Origin of the sequence: Chondromyces crocatus (assembly GCF_001189295.1) — a bacterium.
GTDB classification, from domain to species: Bacteria; Myxococcota_A; Polyangia; order Polyangiales; family Polyangiaceae; genus Chondromyces; species Chondromyces crocatus.
On the sequence record NZ_CP012159.1, the window covers coordinates 9,373,083 to 9,388,873 of the forward strand.

Annotated in this window: 6 protein-coding genes; 2 read left to right on the plus strand and 4 right to left on the minus strand. The window is 69.9% G+C overall.

Features of this window, described 5'->3' with window-relative positions; translation table 11 throughout:
• Positions 1-172: 172 nt before the first annotated feature.
• From CMC5_RS33895 to CMC5_RS33910, 4 genes are all read right to left on the minus strand, one after another.
• On the minus strand, positions 173-2,734 hold the full coding sequence (locus tag CMC5_RS33895) for a hypothetical protein (RefSeq protein ID WP_050434276.1): 2,562 nt from the start codon (positions 2,732-2,734) through the stop codon (positions 173-175).
• A gap of 535 nt (positions 2,735-3,269) precedes the next feature.
• Positions 3,270-5,822, minus strand: a complete 2,553-nt coding sequence (locus CMC5_RS33900; protein WP_050434277.1) for a hypothetical protein — start codon at positions 5,820-5,822, stop codon at positions 3,270-3,272.
• A 247-nt stretch (positions 5,823-6,069) separates the two neighbouring features.
• Complete coding sequence (locus CMC5_RS33905; RefSeq protein WP_050434278.1) at positions 6,070-8,619, minus strand: hypothetical protein; 2,550 nt, start codon at positions 8,617-8,619, stop codon at positions 6,070-6,072.
• Positions 8,620-8,859: 240 nt separating this feature from the next.
• Positions 8,860-11,436: a hypothetical protein gene (locus tag CMC5_RS33910; RefSeq protein ID WP_050434279.1), complete on the minus strand. Its 2,577-nt coding sequence runs from the start codon at positions 11,434-11,436 to the stop codon at positions 8,860-8,862.
• A 277-nt stretch (positions 11,437-11,713) separates the two neighbouring features.
• Here CMC5_RS33910 and CMC5_RS33915 point away from each other — a divergent pair, with 277 nt between their 5' ends.
• Both CMC5_RS33915 and CMC5_RS33920 read left to right on the plus strand, forming a co-directional pair.
• Positions 11,714-14,413 (plus strand): serine/threonine-protein kinase, encoded by a 2,700-nt coding sequence (locus CMC5_RS33915; RefSeq protein WP_050434280.1) that lies wholly within the window; start codon positions 11,714-11,716, stop codon positions 14,411-14,413.
• Positions 14,414-14,448: 35 nt separating this feature from the next.
• Positions 14,449-15,780, plus strand: coding sequence for a sigma-54-dependent Fis family transcriptional regulator (locus tag CMC5_RS33920; RefSeq protein WP_050434281.1), 1,332 nt, complete (start codon positions 14,449-14,451; stop codon positions 15,778-15,780).
• The last annotated feature ends 11 nt before the right edge of the window (positions 15,781-15,791 follow it).

The window sequence follows — 15,791 nt, forward strand, 5'->3', positions numbered from 1 at the left end:
CAGTGAGGCAGAGCACCGTCCACAAGCAGCTCTCGGGCCAGCTCGACGCGGCGGAAATTGCTGGGCTCTGGCGAAGGCGCGGGCGTGGACGCTGTCAACCCGGAGTTGACAGGGTGGACAGCGGTGGCGGGTCGGAGGGGACGCGAGGCGGGGGGAGTCTGCGCAGCGTGGTTCAGCGGGCGCGGCGGCGCTTCACGCTCACCAGAGCCAGGAGGCCGAGGCCCACGAGGGGCGCTGCGCTGCCGGCAGGGACGCCGCCAGGCATCGAGCAGGTCACGGAGATGGGGGGCACGTCGGCGAGCAGGCGGGCGTAGACGCGCTCGGCGCCGAGTGGGGTGTTCAGCCGGCGGCTGGAGTAGGTGACGAGGATGTGCGGCCCCGAGGACGCGAGGGCCGGGGCCTGGTCGGTGAAGGCGTCGCTGGTCAGGGTGAAGTGCTCCGCGGTGAGGTCCTCGTCCAGCGCGGCACCGAAGAGGTCGGCGCCGTCCGGTCCGCAGGCCCTCCAGGCGACGATCGTGCGATGGCGGCCGCGTACGGCGCCCTGAGCGTTCAGCGCGACGTCGTTGCAGCCAGGGTACTCGGCAAGCAGGACCGGGGTGGTGTCGACGACGGCGCCCGCGGAGGTGACGCGGCTGGCCAGGATGCGCGGGGCGGGCCCCGCCTTGTCGAGCCACACGACGAGGTAGTTCTCTCCGTCGAACGCGGCGGTGACGGAAGCCGCCTGGGTGCCGGGAGGGGCGATGGAGAACCTGGCGCCGCCGTCGAGGAGCGTGCCGTCCAGCGCGAGGCGTGCACCTTGCACCTGACCGTCGTAGGTCGCCTCGAGGAACAGGTGGCCGGCGCCGTCGGAGGCAGAGGACGTGATGCCAGCAGCCGCTTCGAAGTACTGCCCCGCGGGCCAACCGCTCGGGAAGTCGGTGGTGACCTGCCCACTCGGGTCGATGTGCGCGGTGGCAAGCGCGTTGGGCTCGACGACGAGCACCTCGCCATCACCGGAGATCAGCTCGGGAGTGTACACCGCGTGGGTCGGCACCCAGCTCGACATGAGAGGGTTCAGGGGCATGGCATCGAGCGCGGCGCCCGCCCTGGAGAGCCGCGAGACTGCGGTGACGCAGATGGGCTCCATCTCGGAGCCGTTGCAGTTCAGGTAGCCCACCACGGCCTTCTCGCCGTCGAAGGCCACGCGCGGGCCGAGATCACGCTGAGCGGGCCCGTAGACGGTGAAGAACGTGGAGGTGGAGAGGAGGACGCCTTGGAGGTCGAGCACCTGCGCACTGGGCGAGACGCGCGTGGCGTAAACGTCCAGGGAGCGGCCCTGATGGCCATTGCGGCCGTCGGTCCAGGCGACGACGAAGTTCTCTCCGTCGAAGGCCACCGAGGGGTGACGCTGGTCGGAGGCGCTCTGGAGGAGCAGGGAAGCACCTACCGGCCCGTTCGCGTCGAGAAACACGCCCTTGATGTCGTTGTTGTGCCAGAGGCCGTGACGGTCGGACTGGTCGGACCAGACCACGAGGGGTCTCGGACCGCCCTTGGCGATGGCACTGTGGACGCCAGGCTTGGTCCCGGGGCTGGCGAGGATGTGGGGAGTGCCGACCGGCAGTCCCTGCGACGAGACACGCGCGGTCAGCACGGTGGCGGGGAGCTGATAGCTGACGTCGTACTCGTGCCACAGATCCGCCACGACGACGGCATCCTGCCCATCGATGCCCACGTCGATGTGGAAGGGCTCGCCATGCTGGGTCTTGCTCACGATCGTGATGGGCTGCGCGTCGAGGAGGACGCCGCTCGAGGTGACCCGTGCCGCCTGGAGGACGGTCTCGTTGTGAGGTGAAGGCTCGAGTCGCTCGACGAGATCGCTCCAGACGACGGTGCAGACACCGCCCGTGCAGGCCACGCCGACATCGTAGAACCCGCCATACGAGCCGTCGGTCAGGGAGATTGTGAGCGGGGCGCCGTCGACGAGATTCCCTTGCGAGTCGACCCGGTAGCCCTTCACGCCAGCGTCGTCGTTGGTCACGATCAGGGTGTTCGTGCCGTCAAACGCGACGTCGACCTGGTGCGCCCCCGCGAGCGTGGTGCCTCCCCCGTCGAGCACCACCCCCTGGGGGCTGACGCGCGTGTAGTGCGCGTTGCCGTCCGCCCAGGCGACGACGTAGTTCATGCCATCGAATGCGACCTCCGCCGTGTTGACTCGGGCGACCATGGCGCCGGGGACCTGTGCCTCGGAGAGGAGATCGCCCGCGGCGCTGACCCGCGCGACCTCGACGGTTCTGAACGAGTAGTCGCCCGTGTTGCGGCTGAAGGTGATGAGAAAGTCCGTGCCATCGGTGGTGATCGCAGGGGCCTCTGCGTGCTCGATCAGCAGCTTGCCCACCGGGTCGATGAAGGTGCCGTCGGCGTTCACCCGCGCGACCCAGAGGTCGGTGGTGTCGCGGAGATCGTCCCGCGAGCTGCGCCGGTCGTCCTGCCAGACGAGCAGGTAGTGGTCACCGTTCCACGCGATGGCGGGCCGGTCCTGGTGACGCGCAGCCGGGCCGGAGGTCGGGGTGCCGAGCGCGACCTCGCCAGAGACGGCGATGACGCCAGGAAACACCGTCACCGCCTGATCGCTGGCGCCAAGGGTCTCGGCGTCGGGCGCTCCGGCGCAGGCGGGGAGCGAGAGAAGCAGTGCCGCCTGCGTCATCGAGGCGAGGTGGCGAAACGAACGACCGAGCCTGGAGGATTGCGTCGACATGGGGAATCTCCTTGCAGGAGCTGGGGTTGCCCTTCCACGACGGGTGCCGTCGGGAGGGCGGCGCGACCGTCCTCGCGGCGGGGCCGGAGGGACGAGCCACGACGCACCGAAGCAGCTCTCGGGCCAGCAAGCAGGGCGCGACTCCATGGGCTCTGGTGAGATGCCTGGCCCAGACGCTGTCAACCCGGGGTTGTCACGGTGGACAGCGTCGGCCGGTGGGGAGAGATCAACGCGCGGCGAACCTGCGCTGTGGGGGGATTCGGTGAGCGCGGACGACCTGCGCTACGCGGGAGTTCACGGAGCGCAGGAGACCTGCACCCGGGGGGCACACGAGGCGCGGCGAACCTGCGCGACGTGGAGGGTTCACGAGGCGCGGCGAACCTGCGCGACGTGGGGGGTTCACGAGGCGCGGACGACCTGCGCTACGCGGGGGTTCACGGTACGCAGGGGGCTGCGCCCAAGGGAGTTCACGAAGCGCGGACGACCTGCGCGACATGAGGGATTCGAGGGCGCGGTAGGCCTTGCGCAACGTCGTTCAGCGGGCGCGGCGGCGCTTCACGCCCAGCAGCGCGAGAAGACCGAGGCCCACGAGTGGTGCCGTGCTGCCGACGGGGATGCCTCCCTGCATCGAGCAGCTCACCGAGATGGGCGGCACGTCGGCCAGCAGGCGGGCGTAGACACGCTCGGCGCCGAGGGGTGTGTTCCAGCGGTTGCTGGAATAGGTGGCGAGGAGGTGCGGGCCCGCGGCTGCGAGGGCAGGCGCGTCGTCGGCGAAGCCGTCGGCGGTCAAGGTGAAGGGGGCAACGGTGAGGTCACCGTCCAGCGCCGCGCCGAACAGGTCGGCGCCGTTCGGTCCGCAGGCCTTCCAGGCGACGAGGGTGCGGCTGCCGCTGTGCACCGCTCCCTGGACGTTCAGCCCGACGTCGTTGCAGCCAGCGTGCGTGGCGATCACGACGGGGGTGGTGTCGACGACGGTGCCCGTGGTGGTGACGCGGCTGGTCAAGATGCGGGGAGCGGGGCCAGCCCAGTCGAGCCACACGACGACGTAGTCCTCTCCGTCGTACGTGGCGGCGACGCTGGCGGCCTGGCTGCCGGGAGGCGTGATGGGGAACCGGGCGCCGCCGTCGAGCGGGGTGCCATCGAGCGCGAGGCGGATGCCCTGAACCTGACCGCCGTGGGTGACGTGGAGGTACAGGTGCTCGCTGCCGCTGGAGGCGGACGTGGTCACGCCGTTGGCGGCTACGATATAGGGCCACCAGAGTTCGTCTTCGATGTCGAAGTCCCTGGTGACCTGCCCGCTCTGGTGGATGTGCGAGGTGGCGAGCACGGAAGGCTCCACGATGAGCACCTCGCCATCGCCGGAGAGGAGCGGAGGGGAGTTCGCCCCGTTCGGCGCGATGTCGTGGGACATCTGCGGGTCCAAGGGGGTGGCGTCGAGTGCGACACCCGCCCTGGAGAGGCGCGAGACTGCCGTGACGCAGCTGTTCTCCCACCCGGAGCCGTTGCAGTTCAGGTAGCCCACCACGGCCTTCTCTCCGTCGAAGCCGACGCGCGGCCGTTGATTGAAATAAGCGTCGCCGTAGTCGTTGAAGAACGTGGACGATGTGAGCAGGACGCCTTGGGGGTCGAGCACCTGGGCGCTCTGCGAGACGCGCGTGGCGTAGATGTCGAAGGGGCGGCCCTGGTGGCCGTTGCGACTGTCGGACCAGGCGACGACGAAGTTCTCCCCGTCGTAGGTCACCGAGGGGTGACGCTGCGCCGAGGCGCTCTGGACCGTGATGGGCGCGCCGACGGGCCCGTTCGCGTCGAGGAACACACCCTTGATGTCGTGGTTTTGCCGGATACCGAGGTCGTCGGCCTGGTCGGCCCAGACCACGAGGGCGTTCGGGCCATTGCTGGCGATGGCGCTGTGGATACCGGGACTGGCAGCGGGGCTGGCGAGGATGCGCGCGCTGCCGACCGGGAGCCCCTGCGCGGAGAGGCGCGCGGCCATCACGGTCGCAAGCGCCAGGCGGCCGTATTCACCGGTGTGCCAGGAGTCCGTCACGATCACGGCGTCCTGTCCGTCGATGCCCACCGAGACGTCGTCGGGGTCGCCGTAATCGTAGGGGGTCCCGCTCCAGAGCGTGATGGACTGGGCATCGAGGATCGCCCCGGCCGAGGTGACCCGCTTCGCGGAGAGCCGCTGGTCGTACTGGAAACTCCAGTTGATGAACTGGCTCTCGATGCTGGTCCAGGCGACGGTGCAGACGCCGCTCGTGCAGGCCACGCCGACGCCGCCGAAGCCGTAGTACTGGCTGGCGCGCAGGGCGATGTCGAGGGGTGTCCCGCCGAGGAGGTTCCCTTGCGGACTGAGGCGGAAGCCGTGGATGCCCTCGACCCCGGCGGTGACGATCAGCGTGTTCGTGCCGTCGAACGCAATGTCGACCTGGTGCGCCTCGCGGAGCACGGTGTTTGCAGCGCCGACCACGGCCCCTTGCGGGCTGACGCGCGCATAGTACGCACTGCCTCCCGTCCAGACCACGACGTAGTTCGTGCCGTCGAACGCGACGCGGGCGGGTTTCTCCAGCATGGTCCCGGCCCCCGGGATGGGGGTCTCGGAGACCAGCGCGCCCGCGGCGCTGACGCGCGCGGCACTGAGACTCTTGCCGTAGGGGTTGCCCGTCGAGCGGCCAAAGGTGACGAGGAAGTCGGTCCCGTTGGTGGCGATGGCGGGCTCGCTCGCGTTCTCGATCAGCAGCTTGCCGGTCGGATCGATGAAAGAGCCGTCGGCGTTCAACCGCGCGGCCCAGATGTCGGTTGTGCCGCGGCGATCGTCTTGCCAGACGAGCAGGTAGTGGTCGCCGTTCCACGCGATGGCGGGGCGGCCCTGGAGGCCGGCGGCGGGTCCAGGGGTCGGCGTACCGAGCGCGACCTCGCCAGAGACGGCGACGGTGCCAGGGAACACGGTGACCCCCTGGTCGTCGGTGCCGAGCACCTCGGCATCAGGGGCCTCGGCGCAAGCAGGGAGCGCGAGGAGCAGCGCCGCCTGCGTCAGCAGGCCGAGGCGACGGAACGAGCGGCGAAATCTGGAGGCGTGCATCGACATGGGAATCTCCTTGGAGGTGGTCGGGTTGCCCTTCCGAGAGAGGGTGCGTTCCGGAGTGACTTCCGATGAACCGCCGCGTGGTCGTCCACATGGCGGTTCACCGGACGACGGCTCCGGCCACCACGCGCTCGAGCAGGTTCCGCGCCAGCTCTCCGAGAGGGGAATTCTCCGGAAATCGAAGGTGGCCGGCCCGAGCGCCGTCAACCCGGAGTTGACAGCGTTGACAGGAACGGCCGGCGAGGTGGGCTCAACGGGCGCGGCGTCGCTTCACGCCCAGCAGCGCGAGGAGGCCGAGGCCCACGAGCGGTGCCGTGCTGCCGGCGGGGACGCCTCCCTGCATCGAGCAGCTCACCGAGATGGGCGGCACGTCGGCCAGCAGGCGGGCGTAGACGCGCTCGGCCCCGAGTGGCGCATCCAGCCGGTGGCTGGAGTAGGTGGCGAGGATGTGCTGGCCCGCGGCTGCGAGGGCAGGCGCCTCGTCGTCGAAGCCGTCGGTGGTCAGGGTGAAGGGGGCGACGGAGAGGTCACCGTCCAGCGCCGCGCCGAACAGGTCGGCGCCGTTCGGGCCGCAGGCCTTCCAGGCGACGAGGGTGCGGCTGCCGCTGTGCACCGCCCCCTGGACGTTCAACCCGACGTCGTTGCAGCCAGCATGCTCGGCGATCACGACGGGGGTGGTATCGACGATGGTGCCCGTGGTGGTGACGCGGCTGGTCAGGATGCGGGGAGCCGGGCCAGCCCGGTCGAGCCACACGACGACGTAGTCCTCTCCGTCGTACGTGGCGGCGACGCTGGCAGCCTGGCTGCCGGGAGGCGTGATGGTGAACCGGGCGCCGCCGTCGAGCGGCGTACCGTCGAGCGCGAGGCGGATGCCCTGGACCTGACCGCCGTGGGTGACGTGGAGGTACAGGTGCTCGCTGCCACTGGAGGCGGACGTGGTCACGTCGTTGCCGGATCCGAGGTAGGACCACCCCTCGTCGATGTCGAAGTCGCTGGTGACCTGCCCGCTCTGGTCGATGTGCGCAGTGGCGAGCGCCAGAGGCTCCACGATGAGGACCTCGCCATCGCCGGAGATCAGCGGGGGGGAGTTCGCCCGTTCCGGCCACAGGTAGTGGGCCATCTGAGGGTTCAAGGGGGTGGCGTCGAGCGCGACGCCCGCCCTGGAGAGCCTGGAGGCCGCCGTGACGCAGACGTACTCCAGCTCGGAGCCGTTGCAGTTCAGGTAGCCCACCACGGCCTTCTCTCCGTCGAAGGCCACGCGCGGCTGCTGATCGAACTGAGCGGGGCCGTAGTCGTTGAAGAACGTGGAAGCCGTGAGCAGGACGCCCTGGGGGTCGAGCACCTGGGCGCTGGGTGAGACGCGGGTGGCGTAGATGTCGAACGAGCGGCCTTGATGACCGTTGCGGCCGTCGCTCCAGGCGACGACGAAGTTCTCCCCGTCGAAGGCCACCGAGGGGTGACGCTGCGCCGAGGCGCTCTGGACCTTGATGGGCGCGCCGACGGGCCCGTTCGCATCGAGGAACACGCCTTTGATGTCGTTGTTTTGCCAGAAGCCGAAGTTGTCGGCCCGGTCGGACCAGACCACGAGGGCGTTCGGGCCATTGGCGGCGATGGCGCTGTGGATTCCGTGACCGGCGTTGGGGCTGGCGAGGATGTTCGTGCTGCCGACCGGGAGCCCCTGCGCAGAGAGGCGCGCGGTCATCACGGTCGAAGGCCCCGGGTAGCCGTAGACACCGCTGTACCAGAAGTCCGCCACGATCACGGCGTCCTGCCCATCGATGCCCACCGAGACGTCGAAGGGATCACCGTGATCGAAGAGGCCTCCGCTCCAGAGCGTGACGGGCTGGGCGTCGAGGATGACCCCGGCCGAGCTGACCCGCTTCGCGGCGAGCTGCAGTTCGTAGTTGAACGTCCACGGGGGGATGAACTCGCTTCTGAAGCTGGTCCAGGCGACGGTGCAGACGCCGCCCGTACAGGCCACGCCGACGCCGTCGAAGCTGTGGTTTCCGCTGGTGGGCAAGGCCAGGTCGAGGTGCGTCCCGCCGAGGAGGTTTCCTTGCGGATCGAGCCGGTAGCCCTGGACGCCATCGAAGCCGGCGGTGACGATCAAGGTGTTCGTTCCGTCGAACGCGACGTCGACCTGGAACGCCTGACGAAGCACGGTGTTTCCAGCGCCGACGACGGCTCCCTGCTGGCTGACACGGGCGTAGTGCGCGCTGCCACCCGTCCAGACCACGACGTAGTTCGTGCCGTCGAACGCGACGCGGGCAGGGCGTTCCAGATCGGCCTCGGCCCCGGGGATGAGGACCTCCGAGAGCAGCGCGCCCGCGGCGCTGACACGCGCGGCCCCCACGGTCATGCCGTAGGGGTTGCCCGTCGAACGGCCGAAGGTGACGAGGAAGTCGGTGCCGTCGGTGGCGATGGCGGGCGCCGCCGCGTTCTCGATCAGCAGCTTGCCGGTCGGATCGATGAAGGAGCCGTCGGCGTTCAGCCGCGCGGCCCAGACGTCGGTCGTGCCGCGTCGGTCGTCTTGCCAGACGAGCAGGTAGTGGGCGCCGTTCCACGCGATGGCGGGCCGGTCCTGGAAGCCGGCCGCGGGTCCAGGGGTCGCCGTGGCGAGCGCGACCTCACCGGAGACGGCGACGGTGCCAGGAAACACGGTGACCGCCTCGCCGTCGGTGCCGAGCACCTCGATGTCGGGCGCCTCGGTGCAAGCGGGGAGTGCGAGGAACAGCGCCCCCTGCGTCAGCAGGCCGAGCCGACGGAGCGAGCGGCGAAGTCTGGAGGAATGCGTCGACATGGGAATCTCCTTGGAGGTGGTCGAGTTGCCCTTCCGAGAGGGAGTCGTCCTGAGTGTCGTCAGGCGGGAAGCCATGCGGTCGCCGAGGTGGCGAGGCGAATGGGTCCACCCACGGCGCGCCTGAGCAGGTTCCGCGCCAGTGGCCAGAGAGACGAATTCCAGGGGGATCGGGAGGTCGCTGGTCCGGGTGACGTCAACCCGGAGTTGACAGCGTTGACAGGGGCGGCCGGTGGGATGCGCTCAGCGAGGGCGGCGGCGCTTCACGCCCAGCAGGGCGAGGAGGCCGAGACCGAGCAGAGGCGCTGCGCTGCCAGCCGGGATCCCGCCCTGCATCGAGCAGCCCACGGAGATGGGTGGCACGTCGGTCAGCACGCGGCCGTAGAGCCGCTCCGCGCCGAGGGGGGCGTCCTTCCGGAAGCTCGAATAGGTGGCGAGGATGGTGGTCCCGGAGGCGGCCAGCGCCGGGGCGTGTTCGGGGTGAGCGTCGTTGGTGATGTTGAACGGCGTGACGTCGAGATCGCCGTCCAGCGCTGCGCCGAACAGATCGGAGCCGTTTGGCCCGCAGGCCTTCCAGGCGACCAGCGTGCGGTGGCCACTGTGCACGGCGCCCTGAGCATCCAGCTCCACGGCGTCGCAACCGGGGTGCTCCGCGACCACGACAGGCGGGGTGTCGACCAGGGTGCCGTCGGGCGTGATGCGGGTGGCGAGGAGGCGCGGCGCCAGGCCGGCACGATCGAGCCAGAAGGCGACGTGGTTCACGCCATCGAACGCGACGGTGGCTCCGACCGGTGCGCTGCCAGGCGGCGAGATGGGGAACCAGGCGCCGCCGTCGAGCGGGGTGCCGTCGAGCGCAAGGCGGGCGCCTTCCACGCCGGAGGGAAGCACGCGGACGACGAGGTGGGACGCGCCGTCCGAAGCCGAGGCGATCGGGAGGCTCGTGGCTTCGAGGTAGGGCGTCCAGTCGGGAGGCGTGAAGTCGAAGGTCATGTTCCCGGCCTGGTCGATGCGCGTCATCGCCAGCGCATCGGGGTCGACGACGAGCACTTCGCCGTCCCCAGAGATCATGCCCGGCGCGTGGTACGAGCCCGGCCACTGAAACTCCATCTTCATGTTCAGGGGGGTGGCGTCGAGGGGAACACCTGCGCGGGAGAAGCGAGACGCGACGCGGTAGCACTCGTGGTACACCATGCTGCTCGTGCAGGTGAGCCAGCCGATCACGGCTTTCTCGCCGTCGAACGCGACCCGCGGGTGGGCATCCCACAGGGTCGGGAAAAAGAGGGGAGCGCTCGACACGAGGATGCCCTGGGGGTCGAGCACCTGGGCGCTGGGAGAGACCCGCGCAGCGTAGATGTCGAGCGCGGTGCCGCTCTGGCCTGCGCGACCATCGGCCCAGGCGACGATGAAGTTCTCGCCGTCGAACGCGACCGAGGGGTGGCGTTGTTCGGGCGCTCCGGTGACGAGCAAGGGTGCGCCGACGGGGCCACTCGGGCCGAGGAACACGCCCGTCACGTCCTTGCGCGTCCACATGCCATACCCGTCGCGCTGGTCAGCCCAGACGACGAGCGGCTTCGGACCTCCCGAGGCGAGGGCGTTGTGGTAGCCGGGGATCGTCACCCGATCCGCGAGCTGGACGACGCCGCTCAGGGTGCCCTGAGGGGTGAGGCGGCCAGTGAAGATGCTCGTTGGCGCTGTATCGCCATCGGCCTCCTGCCGCGACTCCCAGACGATGAGGGTGTCCTCCCCATCGAAGCCCACCGAGAGATCCTGGGGGGCGCCCAGGATGGAATCTCCTTGCCACAGGACGAGTGGCGAAGCGTCGACGAACTTCCCTTGAGAGGTGATGCGGCGCGCCTCGATGCTCGACGCCGTGATGGACGGAGGGAACGGGGGCGTTTCGTAGATGCCGTCCTTGCCCCAGATTGCGGTGCAGAGACCACCGGAGCAGCCAACGCCAACCTGGTAGAAGTAGAAGGGAGGATCGGGGTCGTCGTTGATCTCCGAGAGGGGAAACGGTGTGGCGTCGACGAAGTTGCCCTGGGGGTCGATGCGCCGTGCCGTGATCTGGTGCGCGTCACCCGCCACGAGGAGGGTGTTGACGCCATCGAAGGCGACCGCAGCGGCATAGCCGGTGGCGCTCGCGACGGGTCCAGCACCGAGAACGACGCCCTGGGGACTGACGCGGGCGTGGTACACGGGCCGCTCGACCCAGTTCGCGATGGTCGGCCAGGCGATGACGTAGTTCGCGCCGTCGAACGCCACGCTCGCGGGGTGATCGTGGTAAGCGCGGGCGCCGTCGATGGTCGTCTCGGAGAGCACGACGCCCGAGGCGCTGACGCGCGCGACCTCCACGCTGAGGTTGACCCAGTCGATGTCGCTCGAACCAGCCAGGGTGATGGAGCGGCCGTAGACGACGAGGAAGTCGGTGCCGTCGCTGGCAACAGTGGCATTCCTCGCATCCTCGATCAGCAGCTTGCCGGTCGGATCGGTGAGGGTCCCGTCGGCTTCGACCCGCGTGGCCCAGAGGTCGATGGTACCGCGGCGATTGTCTTGCCAGACGAGCAGGTAGTGATCGCCATTCCACGCGATGGCAGGCCGGTCCTGGAGACCCGCAGCCGGGCCGCTGCTCGGGGTCCCGAGTGCGAGTTCGGTGGAAACATGGATGGCTCCGGGAAAGTCGATGAGTCGCTGTTCATCGACAGCGACACTGGACGCTGTGGGGCGCTCTGCGCAGCCCCCGAGCGACAGCAGCGAGGTGACGAGGAGTGGCGCGGCCGTCCACCACGTGAGGCGCGCGTGTCTGAAGCGAGTTCTGAACATGAGTGAATCTCCTTGGAGGTCGTCGAAGAACCTTCCGCAATCACTGAAGTCGCGTCGCCCGAGCGATGCGGCACGGCCAACGCGCAGACCGGCGGGCCGTCTTTGCATTCGCTGCGCCACGCGCGGCAGGGGAGGAAAATGAAGGCTTCGGCGCACGATGCAGCCATGACGCTGTCAACCCTGCGTTGATACAGTGGACAGGGTCCTCCATCGATGCGCATGTCTGCACACAGGCTCGCCAGCGCACTCGATTTCTGGCGATACTCCGATCTGAATAATGTGGGAGCGACAAGTCATCGCCGAGCGCTTCCAGGTCCAGCGGCTGGCTGGATCGGGAGGGATGGGGAGCGTCTATCGGGCTCTCGATCAGCACACGGGGACCCCCGTGGCGCTGAAGGTGCTGCGTCGCGGGAGGAGTGCGTCGGAGGACTCCGGCTCCGAGACGGGCACGGTGACCCTGACGGCAAGAGGGATCGGTGAGCCGGGCGGGCTCAAGGTGCGGCAAGCTGGAGAGGATCGAGAGGTCGCTCGGCTGGAGCGCGAGGCTCGGCTGCTGTCGCGGCTCCGGCATCCGCGCGTGGTCCGGTACATCGCAACCGGCGCGACCCCCGCAGGTGAGCCTTACCTGGTCATGGAGTGGCTGGACGGAGAGACGCTGACCGATCGTCTGAAGCGAGGCGCGCTGAACGTCGAGGAGACGCTCACCCTCGGTGTACGCGCGGCCGAAGCGCTGGGAGCCGTGCACCGGCTCGGCGTCGTCCACCGCGACGTGAAGCCGAGCAATCTGTTCCTGCGCGGTGGCACGCTGGAGGGGTTGACGCTCATCGACTTCGGGATCGCGCGCCGGCAGTCGGCGTCGCCGACGCTGACGTCACCCGGCGCGGTGGTCGGCACGCTGGGGTATCTCTCGCCCGAACAGGCACAGGGTGACCCGGCGGTGGACGCGCGATCCGATGTGTTCTCGCTCGGTTGCGTGCTCTACCGGTGCCTCGCTGGGCGGGCGCCCTTCCTGGAGGGGTCGCCTCTGTCCGTGCTGCTCCAGGTGGTGTCCGAGCCGCCTCCGCGGCTGCGCACGCTGCGGCCCGAGGTGCCGCCGGCGCTGGAATCGCTCATCGAGCGGATGCTGGCAAAGCCACGGGACAAACGCCCGCGTCACGGGAACGAGGTGGCCACCATGCTGAGGGCGCTGGAGCGACAGAGGCTCTCGTCCGCGAGCGGCAAGGGCGCCGGGGGATATCCGTGGCGACATCTCAGCGAGGCCGAGCGGCGCTTCGTGGGGCTGGTGCTCGCCCGGCCCAGGAGCGAGGGCACGGCGCTCGCAGCCCAGGCACGCACGGTGCGCGACGTCGCGGAGCGGCACCGAGGGCACCTGGAGGTGCTCGACGACGGGTCGCTGATGGTGGTGATGGTCGACGGCAGCGCGGCGACGGATCTGGCCGCACAGGCAGCGCGCTGTGCGCTCTCGCTGCGGCCCCTGCTGGGCGGGACGGTCGCCGTGGTGGCGGGACGCGCGGAGCTGGACAAGGGGCTCCCGTCGGGTGCGCTGCGCGAGCGGGCGATGGATCTCCTGGCCGCAGGGGAGCGGGAGGACGGGATCGAACACGCTCAGGTGGACGAAGTGTCGGCGGTGGTGCGGGTGGACGAGGTGACGGCCGGGTTGCTCCGGGCACGCTTCGAGCTGGAGACCGTGGAGGGCGGCGCCGTGTTGCGGGGCGAGCGTCCCGCTGGCCGGGCGACACGCAGCACGGGGAAGCTCGTGGCCTGTGTGGGCCGAGAGCGGGAACTCGCTCAGCTCGAGACCCTCTTCCTGCACGCCAGGGACGAGGCACGGGCCTGCGCCGCGCTGGTGACGGCCGCGCCCGGGACGGGCAAGTCCTGGTTGCTGCACGAGTTCCTGGTCCGGCTGCGCGGGCGCGGCGAGGCCATGGAGATCTGGGTCGGCCAGGGGAATCCCACGCGGGCGGGCGGAGCGTTCGGCCTGCTGGGGCACGCGCTGCGCTCGGCAGTGGGGCTGCGTGGGGGCGAGTCCATCGCGGAGCGCCGGCGCGAGGCGCGCGCCTGGGTCGGGCGTCATCTCGATCCTTCGGGGCCGCTCTGCCCCGACGAGCTGGTGGCGTCACTCGGAGAGCTGTTCGCCCTCCCTCCGCGGACGCGCGGAGAGGACGGCAACGGCACGGTCTTCCGCGATCCAGCGATGCTCCGGACACAGATGCGACGCGCGTGGATACACCTCGTGCGCACGGCATGCGCGGGGCGACCGCTGCTCCTGGTGCTGGAGGATCTGCACTGGGGGGATCTGCCCTCGATCCGGCTCGTGGATGCGATCCTCGACGAACTCCACGATCTGCCCCTGATGGTGCTCGCGCTCGCGCGGCCCGAGGTGGAGGAGGTGTTCCCGAAGCTCTGGGAGAAGCGACGCTTGCAGCACATCCGTCTCGATCCCTTGACACGGCGTGCCAGCGAGCGGCTCGCGCGGATGACGCTGGGAGATCGCGCCAGCGATAGGACGATCGCTGCGCTCGTCGAACGTGCGGACGGAAATGCCTTCTACCTCGACGAGCTGCTCCGGGCAGCGACCCGGGGGGCAGGCCGCGCGCTCCCGGAGTCGGTGCTGGCGATGATGCACACGCACCTCGAGCGGCTCGACAGCGGGGCCCGCCGCTTGCTGCGCGCCGCGAGCTTGTTCGGACAGACCTTCTGGCGCGGCGGCGTGGAGGCGCTGACGGATGGAGAGGACGCGGCGGCGGGCCTCGCCGAGCTCGCCGCGAAGGAGCTGGTGACGCCTCAGCAGGAAGGCCGGTTCCCCGGAGAAGTGGAGTACCGCTTCCGCGACACGCTGGTCCGCGAGGCGGCCTACGGCATGCTGAGCGACGAGGATCGCGCGCTCGGCCATCGGCTCGCAGCCGAGTGGCTGGAGCAAGCAGGGAGGCCGAGAGTTCGCTCCGGACGCAGCTCGGCGAACTTGCTTGATGGTTGACGGCCCTCCGGACGCACGTCGAAGATGAATGTGACATGCCCAACTCTCCCAACTCCCACCGGACGCTCACCGCGTCCCCCGAGGGAGCGCTGGAGGTACCGACGCTCGAGGTCGAGGTGACCCTGGAGGGTGGCGCGCGCGTCGCGGCGCCCCTGGGACTCACCCCGCTGGTGCTCGGATCCAGCCCCTCGTGCGACATGGTGCTCTCGGACGCTCGCGTCTCACGGAAGCACTGCGAAATTGCGCTCACCGAGCGCGGCGTGATGCTCAAGGATCTCGGCAGCAAGAACGGGACGCAGATCGGCGACGTGCGCGTGGTCGAGGCCCAGCTCGCGACGGGGCAAGTCGCCACCCTCGGCGGCTCCCTGCTGGTCGTCCGGGAGGCCGGAGCGCCTTCGATTCTGCCGCTCTCCACGTCGATCCGCTTCGGCGATGTGGTGGGCACGAGCATCCCGATGCGTGCCCTCTTCGCACGGCTGGAGCGCGCGGCCCCCACCTCGGAGACCATCCTCTTGCTCGGCGAGTCGGGCACCGGAAAGGAGCTGCTCGCCCGCGGCATCCACGAAGCCAGCCCCCGCAAAAGCGGCCCGTTCGTGGTCTTCGACTGCGGCGCGCTCTCGCCAGGTCTGGTCGAGGCGGAGCTGTTCGGGCACGCCAAGGGCGCGTTCACCGGCGCCCACGCCACGCGGGCGGGCCTGCTGGAGCAAGCAGAGGGGGGGACGCTGCTCCTCGACGAGATCGGGGAGCTGCCGCTGGATCTCCAGCCCAAGCTCCTGCGCGCGCTGGAGTCACGGCAGTTCCGGCGGCTCGGCAGCGGCGGCTACAAGTCGTTCGACGCGCGGGTGATCGCGGCGACCCACCGCGATCTCGCGCGACGGGTGGCCGACGGCTCGTTCCGCGAGGACCTCTATTACCGGCTCGCCGTCGTCCAGGTGAACGTGCCGCCGCTCCGCGAGCGGAGGGAGGACATCCCCTTGCTCGTGGAGCGCTTCCTCGCTGGGCAGTCCCCCAGGAGGACGCTCGGGGAGCTCCCGCCCGGCGCGCTGGAGATGCTCCGCTCGCACCACTGGCCCGGCAACGTGCGCGAGCTACGGAACACGGTGGCGCGCCTGGTGCTCTTCCCCGATCTCGGCGAGCAGGCCATCCTGAGGGCGCCCGCTCGGGAAGGCGAGGCGCCGCACTCCCTCACCCGGCTGCCTCTGCGTGAAGCGCGCGAGCTGGTCGTCGAGCAGTTCGAGCGGACCTACCTCACCGAGCAGCTCCGGGAACACGGGGGCAACGTCGCGCAGGCCGCAGAGACCATGGGAGTCTCGCGCCAGCTCGTGTACAGGCTGATGGAACGCTTCGGGCTCCCGCGCGGGAATTGAGCCGAGGCCAG